Raw genomic sequence first — 25,889 nt, forward strand, 5'->3', positions numbered from 1 at the left:
CTCTTTATCCCTTCACCGCTTCTCTTAAAATGGGCTCACGACCCAGCGTTACTCTATTCTTGCCCGATTTCTTGGAACGATATAACGCTTCATCCGCTTCCCGATACAAATCCTCGAAAGTCACCTCTCTACGCATTGTAAAAGAAATTCCGATGCTAGCGGTAAGCTGAATGCTATCGTGTTCATTCAAAATTATTTTATAATCACTCATCGTAGTGCGAAAACCCTCTGCTTCCATCAAGGCTGCACGTTTATCCTCAGCAAAAAAGCATACAGCAAACTCCTCGCCCCCGACTCTTCCGGCAATGCCCTTGTTTTGGTACACCTGAAGTATTTTATTCGAGAAATCAACTAATGCCTGATCTCCTGCTAAATGACCATAGGTATCATTAATTAACTTAAAGTCATCGATATCAAATAACAACAGTGCCAGTCCTAGTCCGTCCGGAATCGTTTGGTTTTGCACCATTTGCATAAAATGCCTGCGATTATAAAGTCCAGTCAAATCATCTATCGTTGCTTGATAGACCAATTCACGTTCATACCGCTTCTTTTCACTATGATCACTAAAAACAATTAGCATCCCCTTGTTCTCTGTTGCGTGAAGTTCAGTCGCTATCAAGGAAACCCCATAACAAACCTCTCTTATTCCAGTACATATAATCTCAAACTGTCCTTCTGTCCTTTGACTATAATGAGCACCAATGTCCTTGTGATGCCTCATAAAAAGATCAATATTTTTCCCCATCCAGGTCTCATTCGGTATCCCGGTAATCTCAAATAAAATGGAGGTTGCAGCCTCATTTATACCAATGATTCTATCATTCCGGTCTGTCAAAACTACGCCGTCTTTCATATGCTCCAGGATTTTGATTTTAGTTAAAGGATAGATCGTAGATTTGGAGTCAATGAATAAACACAAATAAGCCGCTATAATTGCGGGTAGATAAGTGAAGGCCGTAAAGCCTGTAAGCGTGATCTTCAACAAGGGAAGTAAAAAAACAGAGATGACCGGAACAAGCAGCCCAGCAAACAGTAAGAAAGCACGTCGTAAAAAAGCTCTCGGTCTATTCATTAAGGAAACAGCTAGCAAGCAGACCGCATATAGACCAAATAGCTGATCATAAGCAATAAAAGCCATGCTAAGAAGCGTAGGCTTTACAGTAATTCCACTAACACCCGCAACAGTGGCCATGCCCACTTCACTACGCATTAGATGATGATAAGTATCCGTAAAAATAAGCAGTACGTCCAAAGCAATTGGAATCGAGAAAATAGCAAGCTTTACTGGCAGACGCTCCGCGGAAGGAGTCACATATTCTTTAACGACAGCATAAGTAAATAACGCACTTAAAAAAAGCGGAGCCTGCTGCATATTCTTCCACCACAGCTTAGCCTGAAAAGAGGATGACAAAATCTCTCCCGCTGTTGCAATAAATATGAGGCTGACCAGCAGCATTAAGATCCATAAATAGCGTCTTCCTGCCGACTTTCGATGTCGATAGGAGCTGATGCCCATGTAAAAGCTTAGAACACTACCCATTAATAAGTAATACGGATATCCTTGAATCCACGGCATGCCATATTTCTCCTATTTTTCAAGTCGCTCCTATCATTATATCCTAATCAATCCTACAAATGAATCAACAAATACCAGTACATCTGTACACCTTACGATTTGAACTTCACTCGATGGGAGAACATATATTTTCTGGCCAAGTCCTTAAAGGCTGTTTTATCTTGTACCGACTGAAAGTAACGTTTAGGGATAATCAGTGCTCTATTGGAAGACACAAAAAAAACGAACAAGTTCATTGTTTCACCTATTTTATGTATCTCTTCCCATTTCACTTGCCCGGAACCTGCCTCGGATACGTATTTTATGCCCTCATCTGATATGGAATAACTCTGAGGCTGCTGAGCCAGGCTGTCTGTAGCGAAGGCTTTTTTAGATTTTTTGGTCAAGCTTGATTTGGTCATATACCATAAAACAGCGGCAAGAATCACAGCAGTCCCAGCAAGGATTGAAATACTTGTAGTACTGTAATCCTTAGTAATTAACAGTAAAATCACAAAATAAGCAACCACACTGAAAGAGTTAAGTATAATTCGGCTATTTAAGCTAAACCATAGGTTAAACTCCAGAACGTCCTCGCTCTTCAGGACGGTATCTACTTTTATTTCATTTTCCACTACTGATCGCTCCCCTGCCACTATCGAAATTTATCAATGCCATTTCATTCTAACATGCCTGAACACAAAAAAGGGACATCCCTGAAGCGATCGCTTCTAAATGGGTTGTCCCTTTTTAAACCGTATGAATGCTTATTTCTTTTGTGCAAGACGTTGTTTGAACTTGTCAACACGGCCGCCTTGTTCTGTATCTCTTTGTTTACCAGTGTAAAATGGGTGGGATGCGGAACTTGCGTCCACGCGGATAACAGGATAAGTGTTACCATCTTCCCATTCCATTGTTTCATTGGATGATTTTGTAGATGCACTCAAGAATTTGAAGCCTACGCTTGCATCCATGAAAATAACCTTGTTGAACTTTGGATGTATGCCTTCTCTCATTCTGATCGTCCTCCTTCTGAACAAATTAGTGGAGCCTTTATGGTAAATTAACCAAATGATCTGTAGGTTTATCTATAAGTATAACCTAATAAACGTAGGAAAATTCGTAAATCTTACGATTTAGACCACCACTCCATCATACGTGAAATCGACATGTAAAGTCAACTAATATCCGATATTCCTTATATTCCCTTACGTTCAACTGACTTATACATCATACTCTAATTGTTTTTTAGCCTGAACAATAAAATCTAACGGGTTCTCAATAGTACTGGCTTGATATTCTACAGCACCTATTTTGAGACCAAGGCTGACTTTATACTTTTTGACAAATTCAGTGTCATTAAGCTCTTGAAGCTTCAGTTTAATCCGCTCAATTACGATTTTTGCTCCATCGCTGTCGGTGAACAGCAGAAGGCCCCATGTTGCGTCATCTTTGTCCAGTAAATACAATGCATCATTGGTACGAATGCTGGCCTGACTGAGCTGAGATACGTCATGAATGGCCTCAGCCAGCTTATCTTCGGGAATAATACGTCTAATCTCATTCCAGTATTTCACTTTCACTACAAGCAGTGTGAGCGGAATCTGATATCGAGTCGAAATGCCTGTAAATAAGGCAGCATCCTTCTGAAAAGAAATACTGTTACGCAGATCTGTGTTCTCGTCGATGATGGCCATATTGGCAGTCTTTTTCTCCAAACGCTGATTCTCAGCCTGCAGCTCACGATTACTTAGTGTAAATATCCACAGTACCACTGTTAACAATGGGGTCATAATTAGCCAGAAGTAAGTATTCAGTCCAATTGTCTCTCCCAAAGATATCGTCTGATACATCGTGTAGAAGCCGTAAGTAAATATAAACACCAGGTTCAAGACCAGCCCTGCAGTTACCGTTGTAAAATAGGTAACAATCGCCAGAATAAAGGCCACATTTAAAATGATAATATTCTGGATATAATCATCGGGTGCCCCTGAAATGAAGACAATACAAATAAAAAGAAGCACCAGGAACGATAAGAGAGCGATATCTGAAACTAACCCGCTGCGATTACGTCTCACGCTTATCACCACGTTTCTTCATATGTTTACGAAGCAGCAGGATCAGCGATAGAATCACCAGTGTCAGAACCAGCATAATTACGATTATGAAACTCAGCACGTCCGTTCGTTCCGTTATTTTTTTGACCACGGAATCCTCTGCTGCTCCAGTAATGATCTTGAAACGGTGCGCGCATTGACATTACCGTCCTTATCAACGATTACCCCATCGCCAAACACCTTCCATTTGTCCCGCTCTGTTGCAATCAACTTCGACGCCAAATAGTACTCTTCAGAGCCCACTCCCGTAACAGCAAGCAGCCCCCGTCCCGCCTCAAATGGCGATTCAATCAGCTGCAGTGTACCGATTTGAGCACCGTAATGATCTTCAATACTCATCTTCTCATTGGAGCGAATCGCTGTTCCGTTCCCGTTATATTGAAAATAGAGCTTATCATTATGATCACGGATGATCTTATTATTCTTATACGTGCCTATGGCGATAACATTATTATTCTTCAAATGATCCGCGCTAATGTTATCCGTGTAGAACTGAATGTTGCCTATATTTCCGCTAGCGTATTTTCCCAGAAGATTAAATACATTAGCTAAACTCAAATATGCGTAATCATCCATTTCTTGCGGCAGCACAACTGCTACTTGATTGTAAAGCCCGTCGCGTATGAACGGATACGGATAGTTATTAAACAAAAGATCCGTACGATCCTTAGTATTAAGACGCATTACAGAATCTTTACTGATATACGCCCACGGCATTTGTTCCTTATCTAAAGTACATTCGGCTCCCTTCAGCTCCAAATCAAAGGCTACAGTTACCGTGAAATTACCAGAGATATTCAAGCTTTGGGGAACTGGAAGATCCAGCTTATCGCCATTCGCCAGCTCTTTGGTCAGCTTCTTGCTGCCAATGGGTGTGTTGTTGATGCTGACAGTCACTAGTGAACGGTCGAAATCTAAATTCTGTGCATAACGGAAATCCAATCTGATTCTGCCTGAATCTGCAATCGAGCGGTTAGAGGGCAGTGAAACAAAGTATGTCTGCTCCTGATGACGTGCCCCAGTGAGTTTATCACCCGTTTCTGTAAACGTAATATTGGAGCTAATCGAAAGGGGGGGTGCAGATACTTCTGTAGCATCATCGACCACCTTTAAATCACTGCTGATTTGACCCAATAACTCTTCATTCGCAACAAAACGGCCTGCTTTAATCAGTAAGTTCTCATCCTTCGAGGTTACGACAAGTGTGGGCTGAGTATCCTTATTCACTAACTGCAGCAGTGCATGTGTACTTAAATCTTCAGAGGTGCTTAGCTGAGCCTTTAGCCCGCTTGGTACTCGGTCATACATAGCTACCAGTACAACCGCAGCTTTATTCTTCACCGCATCTGACCGGTAGGGAAGCATTGGAATCGTTCTATTGTCCAATGTATTCCCCTTCACAAGTCCGGAAAGCGCATAAGTAGCCGACTCCAATTCTGCCCCTGTGCTTTTATCCGGTACGGTCAGAACACTATGATTCTTCGTTAAGGTATCAACGCCAGAGAAGCGCTCGCTAAAGTCACTAATCCCCCCAGTCAAGGGCTTCGGCGTATACATCACACTAATACTGGATGTATTAAACAGATGCAGCCAATTATCAAAATCATAATCGACAGAACAAGATTGTTCATCTGTATAGTTTGACTGCAAATACCCCTGAATCCCAAGCGTATTGGTTCCTTTTTTTAGAAACCCTTTAGGTGCCTGAAGGACCAGCTGTTGTTCCCCATTATCTTTTAGAGAAGGTCTAAATGTGTAGAATGGGCTGCCATTTAGCGTTAAGGTAACGCTAGACATCTGCTCCTTGGTAATTTGCGAAATTTGAAAGTGCAGGTTAATTCTGATCTCATTCACATTCCAATAATCCATGACCTCAAAATATTGCTGCTGGGCACTTGAACCCTTTAACGCAGTATCTGTTCCTGTGAAAGAGGTTGTGTAGGTTAATCTAGTATCCTGAGACGGAGCCTCGGCGGCTGCAACATTCAATTGAATTAGAAAAAGAGAGAGGCAGGTTAACAGTATAACCATTTGTTTTTTCATCATCATGTTCTGTTTCTCCTGTGATCACATATTTCTCATAGTACTTCTTTGTTCGTTATTAATAGCGTTCAGTCTTATACCACTTTGCTTCTCTTTTGAAGATGAGATCTTTGGCGTAAAGATATAATCCGTAAGCCGCGACAACCATCCACAGCTGACAATAAGAGATGTACATCAACATTACGATCCATAAATTGGACAAGCTCATCTCGCCCTTCTCTGTCGTCAGCGTTATGAAAGTACCTACAACGAACAGAATGATGGCGAGCAGCCAGAGAAAATTGCTAAGCCCAGCAATAGTAGTATGTACATAGCCCAAAGCATGCAGGATGAGCAGCACATCCGAGGTGATTAATGACATCAGCAATAAGAAATAAATAGCTAAAAAATAAAGAATATCGAACCGGACTTTTGCGGCGGATTTATCGAACAGCAGGGGGATATTTTTGACAATGACATAAATGTTGCCCTTAGCCCAGCGCGTTCGCTGCTTGAACCAGACTTTTAAGGTCTGTGGCTCTTGCTCCCATGTGACCGATTTCGGCTGGAACTTGATCCGATAACCCATCATATATATTCTGAAGCTGATTTCTGTATCTTCGGCTATCGCTTTAACATCCCAGCCACCGATACTTTCTACGATAGACCTGCGCATAATAAAATTAGTGCCGGGAATGGTGCATAACTTGAACAGCTTCCAGCGTCCCGCTTGTGCCATCCATTGAAAGGACAACGTCTCAATATTAATAAACCGGGTAAGCAGGCTTGCGTTACGGTTACGGGTTCTAAACTTACCGATTACTGCACCTAGGCTAGAATCATTCATGATCTCAGCGACCAGATAACGTAAAGCCGTTTTTTCAGGTGTATTGTCTGCATCATAAATCGCAATGAACTGCCCTTTGCAATGGGTGAAGCCTATATTCAGTGCATTCGATTTCCCTTTGCCACCAGTAATCGCATCCGTATTTATGACGATCAGCTGACGCCCCGGATTTCGGTTTTGGATACCGGCCAGCAGTTCAGCACTGTTATCAGAGGAATTATCATTAATCACAATAATCTCATATCGATCTTCCGGATAATCAAGCGCTAGTAGAGACTCCACCGTCTTACAGATGACTACCCCCTCATTGTGAGCAGGAACCATAATTGAAACCAAAGGATATTCGCCCTCTATCTCTGGTATGTCCTCATTTTCAGATTTAATGTAATATAAATAGCCTGCGATAATGAGGGTTACATTCACCAGCAATAAAGACCAGATACAGATCACTGCAATTACCATCAGTATGTCTGAAATCGTCATAGGATCCTCCAAATCACGATTAGTTGTCTCATTTCAAATACTTTTTCCTATACATTCGGTATCCGATGATCATTAATCCGCCAAATAGCAACAGAGAAATCATTATCGCAACTATAAAGAACTGATTCTGTATATTAAAAAGCGTCGTAAAGCTCTTCTTCTGCTCTTCTGTATACCGATAATCGCTATTCACTGTTTCTGGCGTATAATTCAGACTCAGGGGTTGTCCATTAATAGAAATCACTCCTTCTGATGAAGTGATCGTATTGACGTCTGTAACAACCTCATGCCTTTCTTGTTTATAATCCGCAAAAGAAACCCAGTATTGTGCCAGCATCTTCAGCATTTCCTCAAGTTCTTCCTTATCCTTAGGCATATCCACAGTGATTACCGTGTCCATCGGCAGTTCTGGCATCACATTATTGGATGTTTGCAAATCCTGCAAAAAATTAATCGGCACACTATATAAAGAGGATGGAAAGGACTTGGAGGTGTCGCTCTGCTCCATATAATCAACATTTTCATCCGGATACAGGATCACAGAATCGAAAAACCCCATCCCCGCCTCCGAGTATTCCTTGTCATACGCCCAGTGCATTTGTGCTCCGATTCCAAGCGGCCCAATCTTGTTGTGTACCAGCAGATTAATGAACGCGTCCATCTTCGCCTGAAGTGAATGATCCTTATTACTAGTACTCGTTGAATGCATCGCAATAGGGGCATTGACCAGAATGCTGCCATTATTCGATTGCACTCTTTTGATGGCTACCAGATAACGCTGCATGGCCGGATAATCGGTATTGCTGAACACTGGCCGCACACTTGCGAGAAAAGGAACCCCCATTTGATACAGCCGCTCCGCAGTCTCTGTCAGCAATCCCAGATCAGAGAAGGGATAGATCTCTTTGATCGCAAGATACACTTTAGGCGTTGCGTTGATATGAAGCCAATCCTTCAAAACATACCCCATCGCTAGTGCACTGACATTGCCTTGTTCAAAATACGGAACATAAGCAGCACCCTCTTTACTCACTGCATAAGGTGCTTGCAGGCTATCATCCTGGAAGGTCAGCTTTCCAAGGGACTGGGTTCCCTGACTTCCGGCTATATAGAGCATATCCTGTACCTGAAGTGAAATTCCCGAGAACTGTCCGATCTGGATAGATGGATTCGCGTCATACATGACATCTGTGGTTAACTGTAGTTTCTTTTTCAGCGAGGCTGGAGGGCTGTACCCGATGTGCAAATACTGTCCCTGATAATGCTCCCAATCCTCATCATAGATTGGATTAGTCATCACAATGTCCGCTGCATTACGGACCATAATCACCTTGGAGTAATGCCCCAGCATCCCTTGCTCATATTGATCCAGACTTCTAAGTGTGACCTTCATGGAATAAGCCGCCAGCAGTCGCTGGAGTTCAATCACGTTGCCTTCCTTCGTTGTCCCCTTAGCGAGGCTGTCATAGAGTAGTAGAACCTGCTGTGGAGAAGCAGCAGATTGGACAGGTGTGACGGGAATCAGAAGGGTCGTTAGGGTCAACGTCAGTAGCAATATACCGTTTAATACTCCTCTGATACTCACACACTCACATCCTTTTGAGGCTTTGTATACGGGCTAGAAGGGGTGCTTTTTCTAACCTGCTTAACCTGATTACTGTTTTTAGAAACTCTACGCCCAATCACACTGGATAGGGTCAGAAAAGTGACTAAGTCAAAGGATAATGTAAATAAGAACTCATGCTTGGAAATATCGGCATCGCCTGCCCCGATAATCGATACAAAAATACCCGAAAGCCCAATGCCAATCGAAGCGACAATCAATACCATTCGCTGCATACCTCTGAAATCACGGGACATGATCGCTTTTACAAAGGAAGGCATGTAGAGACCGATAACAAGCACCATCCAGAGAAAGATGAACCCGAATGTTCGCGGGGCCAGCGTTTGTTTCAGTTGGCTGTATCCGGTGAAAAAGTGACACTGTGCTCGAAACTCCTTACCAACGGAATGCTCGAAATTCCCCATAGCCGCAGGCTTAATCGAGAATGCACTTTGAGCAGCTACATTAAGAATCGAATTAAGCTGGTCTGGGTTCGTTAAATAATATTTAAGGATGGATACAAATCCATAACGACTGTAGAAATTCTCCTCGAGAAGTGGTGAATTCACGTCTATGGTCACGTACTTCTCATAGTGAATGCTGTTCTTCAGAATGGCGAATTGCTCATCCATCCCTAACGCTTTTAAAGCTGCTTCTGGATCAGGTGATTCCTTCAGCACCCCTCGGGTCATGGCATGAAACTGGTTAATGTTTACGAACTCGTTTGAGATATTCAAATACGTGAACACACCTGCGAACAGCATTAGAGCAAGAGACGCCATTGTCAGGATCCGAAATATCCTGTCTCTACGAATCCAAAGCAGTGAACATGCCAGAACAGCAATGATCATCCCCACTGGCGCATTCTGCTGCTTAGAAGTAGTCAGGATCAGCGTGCTAATTACGAATAGGGCCAGCATCGCGTAGTCATTGAATCTTTTTCGATATAACATCAGCCATGAAGCGAACATGAAGATCGTCGTAATCATCACAACGCTCTCGCCGTAAAAGGAGTTAAAATAAGCCGTATACCCGGTATCTCCGAATATAAAAACGGCAACACCTGCAATGATGAATCCCTGTGTTCGGGACATCTTCCATGTAATAGCCTCTATTAATAAGTAAATTGCGATTACATATAGAATCGTATAAATTGCCGCTTGAAAGCGGATGTCGAATACCTCACTACTGAAGAACAACTTGTTAAGTCCTATAGCCAGCTTGATAAATAAGGACTGAGAGGAAAATAACATTGCACCATTCTCATTAAAATATTGAAAGATCCCATATTGCTTCACAAAATAACCAAAGTACTGACTATCATAATCCGGCAGATTGAAATAGAGTCCATTACTATAAATGCTACGGAAAAAGTCACCGTTATCCGCCACTCCGACATACGGAGCTGTGAACAGCGCGATGATGGTAATAAGCAGCACTCCAAATGCAGCAAGAAATGCAGGAGAAACCGAAAAATTAGCAAGTGTTATGCTTTGCCTTAGAGGTGTTTTCACCGTATTGTCCATCATGCAGGTTCACCTTCAATACATTAAGTTTAAGTTAATAGACATAGGCCAGTAATGCCATCAGGTTGTCAAAAGAATAAGCTTGGCCGCTAGCCATATCACCGAATCCTCCGTACAGTGGGCTATCCACATCTGTTACTCTGAACTCGTTCATTCTTTCAATGCTTTTGTGGTGGAGAGATTCATCGCCGATTTCTGCGCCGATCATAGCCGTAATGGCATAAATGGCTGTGGACCGGATATCGCTCAATGGCTTACCTTCTCTCGAATATTGCCCATACAACGTTCCAGCTTCGACCTGCCTTTTGATAAAATCAATGCTGGTGGCTTTCTGCTGGCCCACCTCAGCTAAGGCTAGAATGGATAAAAGCGACTCTACTGTATTGATGTTTTCCGAACTATATTTTCCGGTCTCATAATTAAACCGTGTCTCATAAAAGGGGAATTCATCCGATAAATATCCGTTTTCCAATATTACGTTCATATCATTCGTCAGTTTCTTACTAAATTGGCTAGGAATCGACAATTTTCGCAAAGTGCCCAAATTAATATAACACAAAGTGACGAATGTGTTTGTTGAAGAATATTCCATATCGTAGAAATCATAAAGTTTTCCGTCTTTTACATTATAATCATAAAATCTTTGGCCATATTTATCCGCTTCAGCTGTATAGCGTTTATCGCCGAACTTCTCCCCTGCCTCATAAAGAGCTTGAATCATGCGCAAATCATCAACGGCAGCATTCAAGGGGTATAGCTTCTGCTGTTTAGGACTATAACGGTAGCTGAAACCGCTCTTGATATCAAAGGTTTGCTTGGCTAGTTGCCATTGTTCTGCAAATCTCTCTTGTTGGCCGCTACGCACAGCTGCCAGCATCCGGAGAGATGCCGATTCACTCAGAACTTCGTATCCACTCGCCGCTTCCGCCGACTGATCTGTTTCAATATGATTAGTATATACACCGTGCTCACCTGTGAGTTTCGAGGTAATAAACTGCTCTAAGTCAGTTACTTCCTGCGTCTGGGTTACCTTGGTATCATTTTCTGAATCTACTGGTGCTGGAGAATTAGTATGAGCACTATTGGACGGATTCGGTGCTGCCGTTTTTTCGCATGCCGTTAACCCTATAATGCCTGCAAATATCGCTAGTGCAGCAATGATTATTTTCCTCAAGTGATCACCTCCTTTTAATATTCTCCTATTCTGTTTACTGCCTAGTATTATCTATAACGGTAATATACAACAAAATGTTAAATCAACTGTAAGCGTTATGTATCTATTCTTGGACAAAAAAGAGATATCCTTACGCCTTTGGCGAACGGGATATCCCCTCTGTATCAGTTATTTATTCAATCATACGTTCCCAAAAACGATGGGCAGTAATTGCCGCGACAAGGCTGGCAGCAAACACCTCTCCGCCATCTCCAATGATTACACCCGGACTGCTTCTATGCTCGGCCGTTTCAAGTAGTTTAGCATTCTCAGTAGTCACAGCGATGGGCTTAAAGTGAGAATAGGCTTGGTTCAGGAATTGCGCCGTATCCTTATGGAATTTCTTACGTTCCGAATTTCCACCAGCTGCATAAATCGCATCAAAGAGGACCGAATCTGTCGTGGATAAGGTATGAATGACTTCAAGCTCTGTCCCCTTTGAGCCTTTAATAAATCCAAGCTTATCGCTAATTATTTCCGGCTGGATCCCGGCTCTCATAAGCGTATCCAGGACAGGCATCACCAAGACTTCATCAAATCCGTCGCCTATAATCACCCCTATTTTACGTGTGTTTGGGTGCTTCTTCGTATTTACCTGGCTTAGTGCCGGGGAGGCTTGAGTCACCTCGGAACCGCCTGTTATCGGAGGCTTCGCCCCAATAGCCTTTGCTACAGGCACAGCAAGCTCTAACGTAACGTTCCCGAGCATATCTACAACCTGCTGCCGGACTGACTTACTCTTTACCTTCCCGAGCTCGAATGAATAGGCTTCAATAATATGCGTTTTTTCTGGAGTACTCATGCTGTTCCAGAACAGCTTGGCTTGTGAAAAATGGTCTTCAAAGCTTTTGCTCCGGCTACGCACCTTACGACCTTCCACCTTCTCCTGATAATGTACATAACCACCTTCAGCCTCTGTTGCAGGTGCGGGCGTATTGTTAGCAAGCGAATTATTATGATAGCTCACTGAACCCTGATTAATCGTCTGCCGTCCATACCCGTCACGCTGGTTGTTATGGAAAGGACATACCGGTCTATTGATCGGCAACTCATGGAAGTTCGGGCCGCCAAGCCGAATTAGCTGAGTATCCGTATAAGAGAACAATCTGCCCTGAAGCAGTGGATCATTGGTGAAATCGATGCCTGGAACCACATGTCCAGGGTGGAAAGCTACCTGCTCCGTTTCGGCGAAAACATTATCCACGTTGCGGTTCAAGGTCATTTTCCCAACAATCTGTACAGGTACATCTTCCTCTGGCCATAGCTTTGTAGGATCCAGCACGTCAAATTCAAACTTAAATTCATCTTCTTCACTTAGAAGCTGAATGCCCAGCTCATATTCCGGAAAGTTGCCGGCTTCAATCGATTCCCATAAATCACGGCGATGAAAGTCAGGGTCCGCACCCGATATTTTCTGAGCTTCGTCCCACACCAAAGAGTGTACACCGAGCACCGGTTTCCAGTGGAATTTAACAAAGTGGGCTTTTCCCTGCTCATTAATCAACCTGAAAGTATGCACCCCAAACCCTTCCATCATTCTGAAGCTTCGTGGAATAGCACGGTCCGACATCAGCCACATTGCCATATGGGCCGATTCTTGGTTATTGGCTATGAAATCCCAAAAGGTATCGTGAGCCGATGCGGCCTGAGGCATTTCATTGTGCGGCTCAGGCTTAAGCGCATGTACTAAATCTGGGAACTTGATCGCATCCTGGATAAAAAAGACGGGCATATTATTTCCGACTAGATCGTAATTCCCTTCCTCAGTATAAAATTTGGTAGAGAATCCGCGGGCATCCCGCACCGTCTCGGCTGATCCCCGTGATCCGGCTACCGTAGAGAACCGGACAAACACCGGTGTCTTCACGGAGGGATCTTGAAGGAATTTCGCCTTCGTATATTCTTTCAGTGATTTATATAATTCAAACTCACCATGAGCAGCAAATCCACGTGCATGCACGATTCGCTCAGGGATTCGTTCATGATCGAAATGCGTCATTTTTTCCCGGAAATGAAAGTCTTCCAATAAGGTTGGGCCCCGATCACCCGCTTTTAAGGAGAACTCGTCCTCTGATACTTTTAAACCCTGGTTCGTTGTTAAGGTGTGACCTTCATCCTTACTGCGAAACTGTTCCAATTGCTCATTCTTGCTGTTTCCGTTCACTTTTTGATGTTCACTCATTAACAATGGCTCCTTCCAAAGGTAAAGTAGATATTATCATGTATCTCTTACCCTTAAGGAAAGATTGGCAAACAAAAAAAGACAGAATTCCGCGAAGCCTCAGCTCCCGAAAATCCGCCTATTCCATCTAATTCTGACCTAACCCTTAATCCTACGATACGTCGCTTCATCGGAAACAACATACAATCTAGCATCCTTAGGAATAACCTGATCCAGCTTTCGATTGATACTTAGATCGCTACGATCCGCCAATAAGGTTGCACCTTGCAGAAGCAGGTTCTGAAACGCGTCCCCATAAGTCTTCCACGCAGTATTCACTGGAATCTCATAAATATCATCACCATATTTACGGCTCAGCAGCTGCGTTATCACCTCAGAGTTACCCTCTTGCAGTGCAGAACGAACAGCCAGTCTGGAGATGGCATCATGCGAAAGAACGAACTCGTTTACCTGAACATGCCTGAAATTCTGTATATTCTTCTCTTGCATTATTTCTACAGTCGTATGTACTTGTGGCGCAATGCGCTCAATGCTAGAGGCAATTAACAAAGATTTGCCGTCGATCAGCGATGCTTCATCAATCCTTGTGTCCCCGAACACAATGGCTGCTCTTGCTTCATGGATGTTAGCCTTAAGCAGAATGTCATCACTGGAGGCATCACCACTTATAAAGTGGACTTGCTCCATATGCTCCAAGGGATGCGCGCCTACCTCATCAATGATAACAATATGGCATTTCGGCGAATAGCATAGAATCTCCTCTACGGCAGCTTGTGCTTTCTTACTCCAATTAATTAGAATCACATGATCCTTTCCCCGAAAGCTCAACGTTCCCGCTCCTCTCCTTCTCTGCACCTCCGCAATGGAGTCAATGACCTTACCAATAACCAAGCTGAGGAGACCGATACCAAAGATATATAGAAACATGGTAAACAGCTTTCCAACTACGGTCTCTGCAAAATAATCCCCATACCCTACAGTCGCCATCGTTGTCATGACCCAATAAAATGCATTAAACCAACTATGAAACGTACCGGGTTCGATCAGGTAAGCAATCGACGCACTAAGAATTATAAAGATCAGAATGATTAACCCTATCGTCCGTTTACGTAACCGCATCATCTTGGTGGAAATTCTCAGAAACAGATGCATCTGCCCACCCCTTCTTCACATCAAGCTAACATGCCTTCGGCGTCCTTTAAGGACAGTAAGCAAGCGTTTATGCGAGAAATATAGGCTGCCGCTCGACGGATGGATCGGGGCAACCTTTGTCATTATCCTTTTTCAAGTTGAAACTAAACAATCAAACTGCTAATCGCAAATGCAGTCCCAATAAATACCAAGCAAAGCATAGTGCCTACAGCCACATTCCCTTTCTCCAGATGCTCTGAAATCTTAAAGGTTGGGGTTGCCAATTCAAAGATCCAATAAGCCGCTATCAAGCACACATAACCTACCGCAAACCAAATGATCATGTGCAGAATGGAGGTATTCGTATACGCCGCTACACCAATAATAATGGCTGTTGCCAGAAACTTGCCGCCTAAAGCCAAAGCTACAGCCACATTGCCTTTCTTCAGCTCCTCCATATCTTTAAACGGAGTCATCAAACCAAAGATCACCATGCCTAACACTTGCAAAAGAATAATCACAAACACACTCACTACCAAATTAACCACCATCGTCACTTCGCCCACCCCCGAAATTTCGCATACGCCGAATCATAATCGGCAAAATCATGTACTTCCTCAAGGACTACGGAAGCGGTCTTCTTTTTCTCTAATGCAGTATAGCGTTCATCATCAATCGGCTGCTTAATCCGATTACCTGAAGGGAGCTCAAGCACCGCAAAGTTTCTTGTCTTATCCTTATACTTAGTCTTGTATACTCCTACAAGATCAACATCAGTGGTTACCGATACTTTAAGATTAGTAAGATCCTCTGCTGCCGTTTTTTCATCTGCATAAGACTTAATCGTGCTCCATGAAGACAGGCGAACTTCATTCTTCTGATCAGCATCCGTGATTAACTCGGCGTCCATGAACTGAAGTGTCCAAATTTTATCGCCAGTAGCATAATTCCCATCATTCGGGAGCAGTTCATTATCCGGCAAAACCGTCATGTCACTCCCAATTAAATCCCCTACGGTACTCTCTACCACCCGATAGTCCCACGGTACCCGTGCTACACTATCTGAGGTTCCAGCTGTTCCTGAATCAAATACACTGCCCTGATTACTGGAACATGCGCTTAGTAACAGTACCGTCAAAAGCATCATACATAAGACTCCGATTCGGGCTTTCTTGCTCTTATCCAATTATCTCACTCCCAACGCAATAAAATGACTGGCATTGCCTGTAATCAATCCGCCCGCTCGGCCGAGCATACCACAAGGCTCCCCGTTAATCACGAACATGCCTGTCAGCAGATGAAATTCACCCTTTGAAGTCGTTATCCGTGCTAAATCGGCTCTTTTTTGATACACAGTGGGGAAGAGCTGACTACTGTCATAACCGTCTTCATCTTCAAGCTCTAGCGCACCGCTATCATCAAACATGCGCACCGAACCCCCTTCACGACCAAAAACAGATTTGGACACAAAGTTCCCTGAGAATACAGGCTTATTATAAGTAGGTAAAATATAGCGCGAGATCGTCTCCCGCTCTTCCTTGTCGAATAACAGGCCCAGCTCATACATTCCCCACACCGCTGCAACCAGCCCCTTGGATTGAAGCAATATACTATGAGGACCATTAAAGAGCTGAAGATTTCCTTGCTCTACCGCATAGGCGAGGGCATCCCCGCCTTCATCAACAGCCATCCACTCTTTAGGATATAAGGCGAACATCCGCTCAATCACGCGGTCTTCCCCATCCTTGAGAATTCCATTATCGACCCATAAATCAAGGCAATCCACACACTGGATATCGAGACCACTGTGCTTCACTAATGCTTCGATCGTACCTGAATCTTCAAGATGAGACCCATAAGCGACACAAGCTGCGGTATCCGGACGTTCCTCCTGCCAGGCTGCCGCAACCTGTTCCTTCATCCCTTGATTAGGACTCTGCATTCCAGCTTGCTCACAGATCCATGGTGTAGCTATCGAGGCTTCCACATAACCTGTTGGGGTATCCGCATTCAGTTCGAGCAGTTTAATCGTCCCATCATGGGCTATGGCAAAGTCGAATCTGGCATACCGACTAATGAATCCTTCTTCTGGCATCGGACAATCGTCAAGCATCTCCCAAAGTACAGGGGGAATCCCAAGCAGTTCATACAAATCGCGCTTTAGATGAACATAGCGAACCGCTTTATCGAGGATAGCCCAAAGTTTTGATGAGGCATCTTCAAGCTCCTTATAAGTGTCCCTTTGCATTAGAGCAATCGCATCCAACCAGTACTCTTCATCCTCAAGATCCGCCCAAGTGAACCCAAGCTCATACAACGCTTTGACCCGCGGACCTCTTTCAAGCTCAGACTGATCTAGAATTTCAAATACACTCTGCTGCTCACTCATCCGCCAAAACCACTCTTACTTGAGCCTGATCTCGAAGAGGACTTCGATCCTGAGCTGGATTTAGAGTTCTTCGATGAGTTTAATCCGCTGGAAGTGCCACCGATTCCATTTTTTGAAGAAGAACCTCTTCTCGTAATGGAGCCTGTGGAGGAAGTCGATGTTTTGGGCTTTACAACAGAACCCGGAACCTTCTTATTCTGGAACTTCTCACTGCTATAGGTAGGTGGCTTATAAGTTGTTCTCGTGCCTCCATAATAAGTTGGGCGGTCCTTAGACCATCCTCTGGAAGAGTAATTGCCACCACTGTTAAACAGCATGTGATACAGCAGCAAGTCATCCCATCCAAAACCTGAATGATATCCACCATAGTTATTCACTACCGTCGTTCCATTATTGGTTACAACACCTTGGCCTTCCTGTTCTACCTCTTGTGCACCTTCCGGATATGGAATATTCCAATCCACATTTTTGTCAAAATAGGCTTTAACCTCTTCGGTAGACCAGGACACTAGCTGTGGTTCATCTCCAGAAGTATTTGCGCTAGCCCCTGCGCCGCCAGGAATAAACATAGCGTTCGCTAACAAAGCTATGCCTAGCGAAGTAGATAATACTCGAATGGGCTTACCCTCAGAGGTGAATAATTTGGATACCGCTAATTCCTTATCCTTTTCATCTTTAGACATCGTAAGGTTCTCCTTCCCTTATCTCAATCATTCGTTGTGCATCGGAACAAGTAAAAGCTCCAGCTTACCTTCATCTACATTCAGCCGTCCTTCAACCGTTTCATATTCAACACTGCCCACCACAATATAATTGACATGCTCTAGTGCTGCAATCATATTCATGCTCCACGTGCGTTCCTCAATGACTCGCAGCCCGCCTTCCGGCATTTTTTCAAATAAGATTACATTCATCCCATTGTCCATTATTACCATTCCTTCCTTAGTTCTGCTATAGCATCTGATACGTCTTTATTACCTTTTCGTTTCAGTTCTAGGCGTGCGTAGACTGCCCAACCTTACTCTTGGCGTTAGAACGTCTATATAAAAGAAGAATTCCTAACGAGCACAAGCTAACGAGGAGCAACACGCCGTATACATGCTGATATGCTTTTGCAGGGGAGATATCACGCTGAGCATGCAGTAAAAGCCCGCAGACTGCAACAGATACAGAGCCTCCGAAGAATTGAACCAGTTGTAAAAGCCCCATGCCAGAACCAATCCAAGTCCTTGGAAGAACGATAGGAGCTTCATTATTTAAGGATGCCATCGTAGCTGAGAAGGCGGGAGAGAAACATAGATAACCTAGCAGTAGTACTTTAGGTGATACAGAAAGATTCATAGCAAACACAGCCATAACGACTGCAAGTATACAATGTCCAATCAATAAGAAGCGGATATTACCGTAACGATCAATAAAACGTCCCACATACCGGGTCAGAAATGCAGATAATAGCGCTCCCGGTGCGATATACAAACCAATCATCAGCGCTGATTTACCGAACAGATTAGCGAGCGCAAGCGGCATCAGGAACAGGTTCCCCAGGTTCAGCACCAGAATACAAAAGCCTACGGCAACCAGTTTCAAGTAACCTGGCATGGCAAGCAGCTGCGGATTAATGAATGATTCCTTGGCCTTCTTCAGATGTACGGCATGCACGATAATAGACGCTACACCCACCACTAGCCATACAAGCGACTGGGTAGTTACAGCTACCAGTAAACTTGCCGCATTTACAACGGTCAGCGCCGCTCCTAGGATGTCAAAGCTTGCAGGCTGTGGCTTTTCCTTAGGCAATAACCGCAGCAGCACCGGCAGCACGATAAGCACTAGGCAAGTAATTCCGAACAATCCATTCCAGCCAAAGTACTGGCTGATCACGCCTCCGACAATAGGACCTAAACCAAAGGCCATTGCACTACCCGCCGAGATCATCGCAATAGCAGCGCCGCGTCTTTCAATCGGAACATAGCGGCTGGCCAGTACAAGCCCCAATCCTGCCATAGATCCGGCGCCTGCAGATTGCACGATTCTCGTAATTAATAGCATATTAAAGTCATGTGCGAACAATCCAAACACTGATGCCGTCCCAAGCGTAATTAAACCAATGGTCAAGAGCTTGCGAACCGGCACCAAGTCGGATAACCGGCTATAAATCACCGTCGACAACGCATATCCAATCGAATAGCTGGAAATGACCCATGAGCCTAGGTCAGCAGAAATTTGGAGATCCTGAATAATAGATGGAAGCGATACATTAAACATCGTTGTGTTCATCACTACAATAAAGAGGCACATCGTCCATAATGGCATGACAATTTTATCATTCATTACTACTTTCTCATTCATTCCTACTCCATCCCTGTCCTAATTTATCTATACCTGCTCAACTAATTTTATGCCTATAAAAAGAGGTTGGCAATTAGAATAGGGGTTTATTTCCGCCACATCATTCCACATACCAGTTCGATTATGATCTCCATTCTCCGCAATATATACTAGTAGTGTTTCAATCAAGCTCATCTTGTGCTAATGATAAGATCTTAAAGGTATATTATATCGCGCATGAAATTAACAAGGACTTGCATAGAGACTTTCTAAATAGGGGGTAGTAGCCATGAGGGGCTTGACCAAAGAAATCGCGATGGAAATTGTTCGACGTACGATGCATGTGATTGGGTACAACGTCAATGTTATGGACAAGCGAGGACGAATTATTGGATCTGGAGATGGTAAGCGATTAGGGCAATCACATGAGGGAGCATTACTCGCGATCGAGCGTCGTGGCAGATTCGAGATTGATCAAGAGAGCGCTGCTAGATTGCAGGGGGTATTGCCTGGAACGAACCTGGTTATTGAGTTTGAGAATGAGATTGTTGGTGTTATCGGGATTACAGGGGACCCCAAAGAAGTGACGAAGTATGGTGAATTGGTGAAGATGACGGCAGAAATGTATCTTGAGCATATGAAGCTGTTAGAGCAGGCACAATGGGACAAACGAATGAAGGAGAATTTCCTGCTCGCGGTGATGAATGGCGCTGAGGCGAACGTGCAGAACTTGCGACATCAAGCACAGCAGATTGATTTTCAAGTGGATAAGCCACATATCGCATGCATCATTGAATTCATTGATCGTAATGAAGAGGAGCTCATGGTGACAATGAAGCGGGTAGCTGATGTATTGGAAGGACGCCCGGCTGTTCAATTGATTACCATTCGTAATGCCAGACAAGTTATTCTGATCAAGGACCATCTCCACGAGCGGAAGCCACATACAGATATATGTGAAGGCATTCACCAGATAAGACGTTGGTTAGATGTAAAGGAGATTTCTCCACTACGTATCGCTGTAGGCAAACCTTTTACAGGGATTCAAGGGATGATGAAGTCCATTCAATCCGCAGAAGATACGATGCGTGCAGGCTATGCAATATATCCGGATGAGCCGGTTTATTATGCAACGGATCTGCAACTGGAGACGATGGCCGTTCCAAGTGTGCAGAATTGGATGTCGGAGGAGCTGCTGCAGCTATGGGCGCATTTTATGGAGGAGGATCGTAGTGGCGAGCTTCAGCAGACATTAGTTCTATTTTACCTCGAAAATGGAGAGCAACAGCATATAGCTGAACGACTGCGTATTCATCGGAATACCTTACGTTACCGACTCCAGCGTATAACCGAGCTCACAGGGAAAGATCCAAGAAATTATCAGGAGCTATTCCTACTCATGAGTGCGCGTTGGTTATATTTGTTGGATCATTCTGGTATGTCCCGTGATGAATAGGAGGCAATATGTTCATTTGCACAAAAAAAGACATTAACCATTGCGAAATGTTTATTTGTCCGCCTAATGAAACGCTTACAAAATATCGCTAAAGTATAGGTATGAGCTCAAACCACATATCTACCTATACATTCTGTGTAAAACTGGGAGGAATTACTCATGACAGTGAGTGTAAGCGTTTTAGGTGCTTTAGCTGCATTGGTTGTGGCAATCGTTCTAATATTGAAAAAAGTACCGCCAGCCTACGGCATGATGATTGGTGCGCTAGTAGGTGGTTTAATCGGCGGTGTGAGTATGGTGGATACCATTACGCTGATGATGGATGGTGCCAAAGGGATGATTCCTGCCGTGCTTCGTATCTTGGCAGCAGGTGTGTTAGCAGGTGTATTGATTGAATCAGGCGCGGCGAAAAAGATTGCAGAAACGCTGGTTCAGAAGGCCGGCGAGACACGAGCATTACTCGCATTAGCCTTAGCAACAATGGTTCTTACAGCGGTCGGTGTATTCGTGGATGTAGCAGTTATTACTGTAGCGCCCATTGCATTAGCTATTGCACAACGTGCAAATCTTTCGAAATTGGCAATCCTGATCGCTATGATTGGTGGCGGGAAGGCCGGTAACATCATGTCACCAAACCCGAATGCAATTGCAGCATCAGATGCACTTCACATTCCATTAACCTCGTTGATGGTAGCAGGTATAATTCCAGCCGTGTTCGGAATTATCGTAACGTACTTCATCGCAAAGCGTTTAAACAATAAAGGTAGTAAGGTCGAAGCCTCTGAGGTGACGAATAATCCGAATGAGCAGCTTCCAAGCTTCTTTACAGCCTTTCTAGCTCCACTTGTAGCCATTATCTTGTTATCCCTTCGTCCAATTGCAGGCATCGTCATCGATCCAGTAATCGCACTTCCAGTTGGAGGTATCATAGGCGCCATTGCAATGGGAAGATTTAAGAAGTTAAATGAGTTTGCTATATTTGGTCTTGGTAAAATGACTGGTGTAGCCATCATGTTAATCGGGACAGGTACACTAGCTGGTATCATTGCGAATTCGCAATTGAAGGATGTTATTATCGATGGTCTTACGGCATCTGGCCTACCGGCATACTTGCTTGCTCCAATCAGTGGTGCATTAATGTCTCTTGCAACAGCATCGACAACAGCAGGTACAGCCGTAGCGAGCTCTGTGTTCGGCTCCACCATCATGGGACTTGGCGTAGCTTCGCTAGGAGCGGGGGCAATGATTCACGCGGGTGCGACTGTATTCGACCACATGCCTCACGGTAGCTTCTTCCATGCAACAGGTGGTAGTGTGAACATGCAGATGAAAGAACGTCTCAAATTGATTCCTTATGAAACTGCAGTTGGTCTAACACTAGCCATCGTATCGACATTAGTATTCGGTGTATTCCAATGGTTCGTATAACAATTATTTGAGCATGAACAACACAAAAGGAAGTGGAGAGCATGAAGTTTGTATTGGCGCCAGATTCATTTAAAGAAAGTATGACAGCAATGGAAGCCTGTGAGGCCATAGAACGAGGACTTCGCTCCTCTTTTCCCGATGCAGAATATATTAAGGTTCCGATGGCAGATGGCGGCGAAGGTACGGTTCAATCGCTCGTCGATGCGACAGGCGGACGAATTGTACAATGTGACGTAACAGGGCCGCTTGGTCACCCTGTGAATGCATTTTATGGCATTATGGGAGATGGAAAAACCGCGATTATCGAAATGGCAGCTGCTTCTGGACTTGAACTTGTAGCGAAGGAAGATCGTAATCCGTTGATCACCACAACAAAGGGTACCGGGGAGCTCATCGTTCATGCGCTGAATGCAGGCGTACGTTCCATTATTATGGGTCTCGGTGGCAGTGCGACGAATGATGGTGGTGTAGGCATGGCACAAGCACTTGGATTCCGCTTCTTGCGAGAAGATGGAACGGAGATTGGATATGGTGGAGGGTCGCTGAGTGAAGTTACTCGTATTGATAGTGCTCATATAGATCCGAGGCTTCAAGGTCTCCAGGTAGTAGCTGCATGTGATGTGGACAATCCGTTAACTGGGGAGCGTGGAGCATCCGCCATCTTCGGCCCGCAAAAGGGGGCAACACCTGAGATGGTGAAGCAATTGGATGCAAATCTTGCACATTTCGCAAACATCATTGCACGCGATCTCGGTAAAGAAGTGAACGATACAGCAGGTGCCGGTGCAGCAGGTGGACTAGGTGCTGGCGTGATGGCCTTCCTAGGAGCCCAGCTGAAGCGAGGCGTAAACATCGTCGTCGATGCCATGAATCTTGCGGATAAAGTGAAAGATGCGGATTATGTCATCACAGGTGAAGGTGGGATGGATAGCCAAACCGTCTATGGCAAAACACCGATTGGTGTTGCCAAGGTAGCACAAGCCGCTGGTGTACCTGTTATTGCCTTAGCGGGTTCTCTAGGTACTGGCGTAGAAGCTGTGTACGAGCATGGTATTGATATGTTCTTCTCCATCGTGCCAGGGGTTTGTACGCTTGATAAAGCGCTCACCGATGCTTCCTTCAACATGGAGCGCACCGCGCGTAATATAGGGATATTAATCAAACATAGTAACCGTTAATCGTTTCTGGAGAAAATATAAGGATTTTTTTAAGCGTGGAATAATATATTATTATATTTAAAAAAAGATCTGACCCGTGCATGAAGCCGGGTCAGATCTTTTATTTCGTTTTTGCAGGTAGTCTAGGTTTGTACTTCACCTAGTCTGAGCCTTTTCATCAATCCAATAAAGTTTAGGAGACTTGAGACTCCTTAGCGAGTACGGGTACAGTATTATCCTCTACCTGCACCTCATCCTTTGTCTTGGAGAGCACAATGTTTAGTAGAATCGCTGTAAGCGAACCGGATACGATACCGTTCTGCAGCAGCATCCGAGCAAATTCAGGCAGCTCTGCGAACATAGCTGGAAGTGTCGCTGAGCCTAAGCCAACAGCAATACTGCAAGCGGCAATCAGTAGATTACCGTCCTTACGCAAATCCACATCAGATAGAATGGATATTCCGGAAACGGCCACCGAACCGAACATGACAATCATAGCTCCACCAAGTACGGCATTCGGTACAATCGTCGTCAAGGCAGCCAGCTTAGGCAATAGTCCTAGTACAATCATGATCCCGCCAGCGGCAAAAATAACATTACGAGTCTTAATGCGAGACAGCGAAATCAAGCCTACATTTTGAGAAAAAGCAGTGTATGGGAAGGCATTGAAGATTCCACCCAGCATGATAGCTACACCTTCGGAACGTAGTCCGTTCACGATCTGCTTCTGTTCAACCTTCTGATCAATTACTTTACCTACGGCAAAATAAACCCCAGTAGACTCCACCATACTAACAATATTAACGATGATCATGGTGAAGATTGCAGTAAGACTGAACTCAGGCCATCCGAAGTAGAACGGCTGTGCGATGCTCACCCAAGAAGCTTCACCTACTGTAGAAAAGTTAACGATGCCCATTCCATAAGCAATCGCAGTACCCACCACTAAACCTACCAGAACAGATATGGAGCGTAGAAATCCTGTTGCGAAACGGTTAACTGCTAGAATGACAAGCAGTGTAATTAGGGCAAGCAGCAAATTGCGCGGTTGTCCAAAATCAGCGCTGCCTTCTCCGCCAGCAACGTTATTCATGGCTACTGGAATAAGAGATAGGCCGATAATAGTCACGACAGAACCTGTTACAATGGTTGGGAAGAACTTCAGCAGCTTCCCATAAAGCGGGGCCGCGAGAACAACGAACAGACCGGAAATAATGATCGCACCGTACGCAGTCGCCAGATTATGTGTCGAGGCAATCGCGATAATCGGACCAACCGCTGTAAAGGTACATCCAAGAATAACCGGAAGCCTGCTACCAAAATACTTGGTACCCATAATTTGCAGTAGGGTAGCCAATCCGCAAGTGAACAAATCGGCTGCGATAAGGTAGGCCATCTGAGTCCCATTCAGCTTCAAGGCGCCCCCAACAATCAGCGGTACGATAACTGCTCCGGCATACATGGCTAGTACATGCTGAAGGCCTAACGTAAATACCTTTTGCTTGCTTAACATCCCGCACTCTCCTTGATTTTCTCTAATGAGCTTTCATTATCAATGAAGTGAATTTCACCTGGTGACATAGATGCAATACGGGCCAAGGCATGGACTTCTATGCCTCTGTTCTCCAGAAGGCTCCGGCCTTCTTGGAAGCTCTTTTCAATCACACAACCGACACCAAGGAGCTCTGCTCCAGCCTCTTTCACGATATCAACCAGTCCTACAAGTGCAGCACCAGTAGCGAGGAAATCATCCACAATAAGCACTTTGTCATCCGGTCCAAGATATTTCTGAGAGACGCTTACCAGATAGTCCTCTTGGCGTGTAAAGGAATGTACAGGCGCTGAATAGACCGCCTCCGCGAGGGTGACTGCTTTCTTTTTCTTCGCATAAATAAACGGTACACCTAATGCAATCGCAGTAGCCATGGCGAACTGAATTCCACTAGCTTCAATAGTAATTACTTTTGTGATCGGTTGATGACCGAACAATTTTTTGAACTCTTGACCGATTTGCAGCGCAAGCTCCGTATCGACCTGATGATTCAGAAATGAATCTACCTTTAGTACCGTATCTGATAAAATAAGACCCTCTTGTCTAATACGCTCTTGAAGTACTTTCATCGTGAACTGATCTCTCCTTCTTCATTAAAAAAACAAAAAAAGGACAAATCCCTTGAGTCGTTTCTCTCAAGTGAATCTGTCCTTCTGGGCTTTTGTCCCTTAGTGGTGTAACACTGCATAGTGTCCGCATCGCTCGGTCCAGACCTTTCCTCCAAAGAAGAAAGCGGAACCCTAGATGCGCTATTTCACTCATAGTCGGATAATTACGATGGTTATCCGGTAGAAACTTATGGGCCATATTCCCAAGATTATATGAGTTTGTTTTTAATGTTCGATATGAATACCTTGTATATCTTACACGCTCTGTCGGGTGCTTACAAGCAAAATT

General features: G+C 44.3%; 23 protein-coding genes and 1 riboswitch. Of the genes, 3 read left to right on the plus strand and 20 right to left on the minus strand.

Annotation, left to right across the window (positions count from 1 at the left end; all coding sequences use genetic code 11):
* Positions 1-4: 4 nt before the first annotated feature.
* The 18 genes from CA600_RS00335 to CA600_RS00415 all read right to left on the minus strand — a co-directional run bounded on the left by CA600_RS00335 (position 5) and on the right by CA600_RS00415 (position 19,420).
* Complete coding sequence (locus CA600_RS00335) at positions 5-1,579, minus strand: sensor domain-containing diguanylate cyclase (RefSeq protein ID WP_094868370.1); 1,575 nt, start codon at positions 1,577-1,579, stop codon at positions 5-7.
* Between the two features lie 92 nt (positions 1,580-1,671).
* Positions 1,672-2,193 (minus strand): YcxB family protein, encoded by a 522-nt coding sequence (locus CA600_RS00340; protein WP_094868371.1) that lies wholly within the window; start codon positions 2,191-2,193, stop codon positions 1,672-1,674.
* Positions 2,194-2,325: 132 nt separating this feature from the next.
* Complete coding sequence (locus CA600_RS00345) at positions 2,326-2,574, minus strand: type B 50S ribosomal protein L31 (RefSeq protein ID WP_094868372.1); 249 nt, start codon at positions 2,572-2,574, stop codon at positions 2,326-2,328.
* A gap of 207 nt (positions 2,575-2,781) precedes the next feature.
* On the minus strand, positions 2,782-3,636 hold the full coding sequence (locus CA600_RS00350) for a diguanylate cyclase domain-containing protein (RefSeq protein ID WP_094868373.1): 855 nt from the start codon (positions 3,634-3,636) through the stop codon (positions 2,782-2,784).
* Entirely contained in the window at positions 3,626-3,766 is a 141-nt protein-coding gene (locus CA600_RS31630) for a hypothetical protein (RefSeq protein ID WP_256989663.1), read from the minus strand. Before CA600_RS31630 ends, CA600_RS00350 begins: the two co-directional genes overlap by 11 nt.
* On the minus strand, positions 3,751-5,724 hold the full coding sequence (locus CA600_RS00355) for a cellulose biosynthesis cyclic di-GMP-binding regulatory protein BcsB (protein ID WP_256989664.1): 1,974 nt from the start codon (positions 5,722-5,724) through the stop codon (positions 3,751-3,753). Before CA600_RS00355 ends, CA600_RS31630 begins: the two co-directional genes overlap by 16 nt.
* 52 nt (positions 5,725-5,776) lie before the next feature.
* Positions 5,777-7,027, minus strand: a complete 1,251-nt coding sequence (locus tag CA600_RS00360; protein WP_094868374.1) for a glycosyltransferase family 2 protein — start codon at positions 7,025-7,027, stop codon at positions 5,777-5,779.
* Positions 7,028-7,055: 28 nt separating this feature from the next.
* Positions 7,056-8,612 carry a hypothetical protein gene (locus CA600_RS00365; protein ID WP_094868375.1) on the minus strand — a complete coding sequence of 519 codons (1,557 nt, stop codon included), beginning with the start codon at positions 8,610-8,612 and terminating at the stop codon, positions 7,056-7,058.
* The gene (gene wsfD / locus CA600_RS00370) at positions 8,609-10,159 is read right to left on the minus strand and encodes a glycan biosynthesis hexose transferase WsfD (protein WP_179281469.1); all 1,551 of its coding nucleotides are present in this window, start codon (positions 10,157-10,159) and stop codon (positions 8,609-8,611) included. Before wsfD ends, CA600_RS00365 begins: the two co-directional genes overlap by 4 nt.
* Positions 10,160-10,190: 31 nt before the next feature.
* Positions 10,191-11,330, minus strand: coding sequence for a glycosyl hydrolase family 8 (locus tag CA600_RS00375; protein WP_094868376.1), 1,140 nt, complete (start codon positions 11,328-11,330; stop codon positions 10,191-10,193).
* A gap of 172 nt (positions 11,331-11,502) precedes the next feature.
* The gene (locus CA600_RS00380) at positions 11,503-13,551 is read right to left on the minus strand and encodes a catalase (RefSeq protein ID WP_094868377.1); all 2,049 of its coding nucleotides are present in this window, start codon (positions 13,549-13,551) and stop codon (positions 11,503-11,505) included.
* A 138-nt stretch (positions 13,552-13,689) separates the two neighbouring features.
* Positions 13,690-14,703: a potassium channel protein gene (locus CA600_RS00385; RefSeq protein WP_094868378.1), complete on the minus strand. Its 1,014-nt coding sequence runs from the start codon at positions 14,701-14,703 to the stop codon at positions 13,690-13,692.
* A 143-nt stretch (positions 14,704-14,846) separates the two neighbouring features.
* Positions 14,847-15,239 (minus strand): DUF350 domain-containing protein, encoded by a 393-nt coding sequence (locus tag CA600_RS00390; RefSeq protein WP_042192771.1) that lies wholly within the window; start codon positions 15,237-15,239, stop codon positions 14,847-14,849.
* Entirely contained in the window at positions 15,236-15,829 is a 594-nt protein-coding gene (locus CA600_RS00395) for a hypothetical protein (protein ID WP_179283576.1), read from the minus strand. The genes CA600_RS00390 and CA600_RS00395 overlap by 4 nt, the downstream gene beginning before the upstream one ends.
* Positions 15,830-15,868: 39 nt before the next feature.
* Entirely contained in the window at positions 15,869-17,071 is a 1,203-nt protein-coding gene (locus tag CA600_RS00400) for a glutathionylspermidine synthase family protein (protein WP_094868380.1), read from the minus strand.
* Entirely contained in the window at positions 17,068-17,754 is a 687-nt protein-coding gene (locus CA600_RS00405; protein ID WP_094868381.1) for a hypothetical protein, read from the minus strand. Before CA600_RS00405 ends, CA600_RS00400 begins: the two co-directional genes overlap by 4 nt.
* Before the next feature lie 27 nt (positions 17,755-17,781).
* Positions 17,782-17,997 carry a hypothetical protein gene (locus CA600_RS00410; protein ID WP_042192779.1) on the minus strand — a complete coding sequence of 72 codons (216 nt, stop codon included), beginning with the start codon at positions 17,995-17,997 and terminating at the stop codon, positions 17,782-17,784.
* A 67-nt stretch (positions 17,998-18,064) separates the two neighbouring features.
* Complete coding sequence (locus CA600_RS00415) at positions 18,065-19,420, minus strand: MFS transporter (RefSeq protein ID WP_256989665.1); 1,356 nt, start codon at positions 19,418-19,420, stop codon at positions 18,065-18,067.
* Positions 19,421-19,688: 268 nt separating this feature from the next.
* Here CA600_RS00415 and CA600_RS00420 point away from each other — a divergent pair, with 268 nt between their 5' ends.
* The 3 genes from CA600_RS00420 to CA600_RS00430 all read left to right on the plus strand — a co-directional run bounded on the left by CA600_RS00420 (position 19,689) and on the right by CA600_RS00430 (position 23,461).
* On the plus strand, positions 19,689-20,855 hold the full coding sequence (locus CA600_RS00420) for a sugar diacid recognition domain-containing protein (protein WP_094868382.1): 1,167 nt from the start codon (positions 19,689-19,691) through the stop codon (positions 20,853-20,855).
* Between the two features lie 159 nt (positions 20,856-21,014).
* Positions 21,015-22,283 (plus strand): GntP family permease, encoded by a 1,269-nt coding sequence (locus tag CA600_RS00425; RefSeq protein WP_094868383.1) that lies wholly within the window; start codon positions 21,015-21,017, stop codon positions 22,281-22,283.
* Positions 22,284-22,324: 41 nt separating this feature from the next.
* Positions 22,325-23,461 (plus strand): glycerate kinase, encoded by a 1,137-nt coding sequence (locus CA600_RS00430; RefSeq protein WP_094868384.1) that lies wholly within the window; start codon positions 22,325-22,327, stop codon positions 23,459-23,461.
* A gap of 172 nt (positions 23,462-23,633) precedes the next feature.
* On the opposite strand, the gene CA600_RS00435 is transcribed toward CA600_RS00430, so the two are convergent.
* Together CA600_RS00435 and CA600_RS00440 are read right to left on the minus strand one after the other, a co-directional pair.
* Positions 23,634-24,953: a nucleobase:cation symporter-2 family protein gene (locus CA600_RS00435; protein ID WP_094868385.1), complete on the minus strand. Its 1,320-nt coding sequence runs from the start codon at positions 24,951-24,953 to the stop codon at positions 23,634-23,636.
* Complete coding sequence (locus tag CA600_RS00440) at positions 24,947-25,561, minus strand: xanthine phosphoribosyltransferase (protein WP_094868386.1); 615 nt, start codon at positions 25,559-25,561, stop codon at positions 24,947-24,949. The genes CA600_RS00435 and CA600_RS00440 overlap by 7 nt, the downstream gene beginning before the upstream one ends.
* A gap of 172 nt (positions 25,562-25,733) precedes the next feature.
* Positions 25,734-25,837: riboswitch (purine riboswitch) on the minus strand.
* Between the last annotated feature and the right edge of the window lie 52 nt (positions 25,838-25,889).

The organism is Paenibacillus sp. VTT E-133280, from assembly GCF_002264385.1.
In the GTDB taxonomy this organism is placed as follows: domain Bacteria; phylum Bacillota; class Bacilli; order Paenibacillales; family Paenibacillaceae; genus Paenibacillus_AQ; species Paenibacillus_AQ nitricinens.

Excerpts from the sequence above, each read along its gene's own strand:
- CA600_RS00335 (WP_094868370.1), bottom strand. The coding sequence starts at position 1,579 with ATGCCGTGGATTCAAGGATATCCGTATTACTTATTAATGGGTAGTGTT.
- CA600_RS00345 (WP_094868372.1), bottom strand. The coding sequence starts at position 2,574 with ATGAGAGAAGGCATACATCCAAAGTTCAACAAGGTTATTTTCATGGAT.
- CA600_RS00355 (WP_256989664.1), bottom strand. The coding sequence starts at position 5,724 with ATGATGATGAAAAAACAAATGGTTATACTGTTAACCTGCCTCTCTCTT.
- CA600_RS00360 (WP_094868374.1), bottom strand. The coding sequence starts at position 7,027 with ATGACGATTTCAGACATACTGATGGTAATTGCAGTGATCTGTATCTGG.
- wsfD (WP_179281469.1), bottom strand. The coding sequence starts at position 10,159 with ATGATGGACAATACGGTGAAAACACCTCTAAGGCAAAGCATAACACTT.
- CA600_RS00380 (WP_094868377.1), bottom strand. The coding sequence starts at position 13,551 with ATGAGTGAACATCAAAAAGTGAACGGAAACAGCAAGAATGAGCAATTG.
- CA600_RS00385 (WP_094868378.1), bottom strand. The coding sequence starts at position 14,703 with ATGCATCTGTTTCTGAGAATTTCCACCAAGATGATGCGGTTACGTAAA.
- CA600_RS00395 (WP_179283576.1), bottom strand. The coding sequence starts at position 15,829 with ATGATGCTTTTGACGGTACTGTTACTAAGCGCATGTTCCAGTAATCAG.
- CA600_RS00400 (WP_094868380.1), bottom strand. The coding sequence starts at position 17,071 with ATGAGTGAGCAGCAGAGTGTATTTGAAATTCTAGATCAGTCTGAGCTT.
- CA600_RS00405 (WP_094868381.1), bottom strand. The coding sequence starts at position 17,754 with ATGTCTAAAGATGAAAAGGATAAGGAATTAGCGGTATCCAAATTATTC.
- CA600_RS00410 (WP_042192779.1), bottom strand. The coding sequence starts at position 17,997 with ATGGACAATGGGATGAATGTAATCTTATTTGAAAAAATGCCGGAAGGC.
- CA600_RS00415 (WP_256989665.1), bottom strand. The coding sequence starts at position 19,420 with ATGAATGAGAAAGTAGTAATGAATGATAAAATTGTCATGCCATTATGG.
- CA600_RS00420 (WP_094868382.1), top strand. The coding sequence starts at position 19,689 with ATGAGGGGCTTGACCAAAGAAATCGCGATGGAAATTGTTCGACGTACG.
- CA600_RS00425 (WP_094868383.1), top strand. The coding sequence starts at position 21,015 with ATGACAGTGAGTGTAAGCGTTTTAGGTGCTTTAGCTGCATTGGTTGTG.
- CA600_RS00430 (WP_094868384.1), top strand. The coding sequence starts at position 22,325 with ATGAAGTTTGTATTGGCGCCAGATTCATTTAAAGAAAGTATGACAGCA.
- CA600_RS00435 (WP_094868385.1), bottom strand. The coding sequence starts at position 24,953 with ATGTTAAGCAAGCAAAAGGTATTTACGTTAGGCCTTCAGCATGTACTA.
- CA600_RS00440 (WP_094868386.1), bottom strand. The coding sequence starts at position 25,561 with ATGAAAGTACTTCAAGAGCGTATTAGACAAGAGGGTCTTATTTTATCA.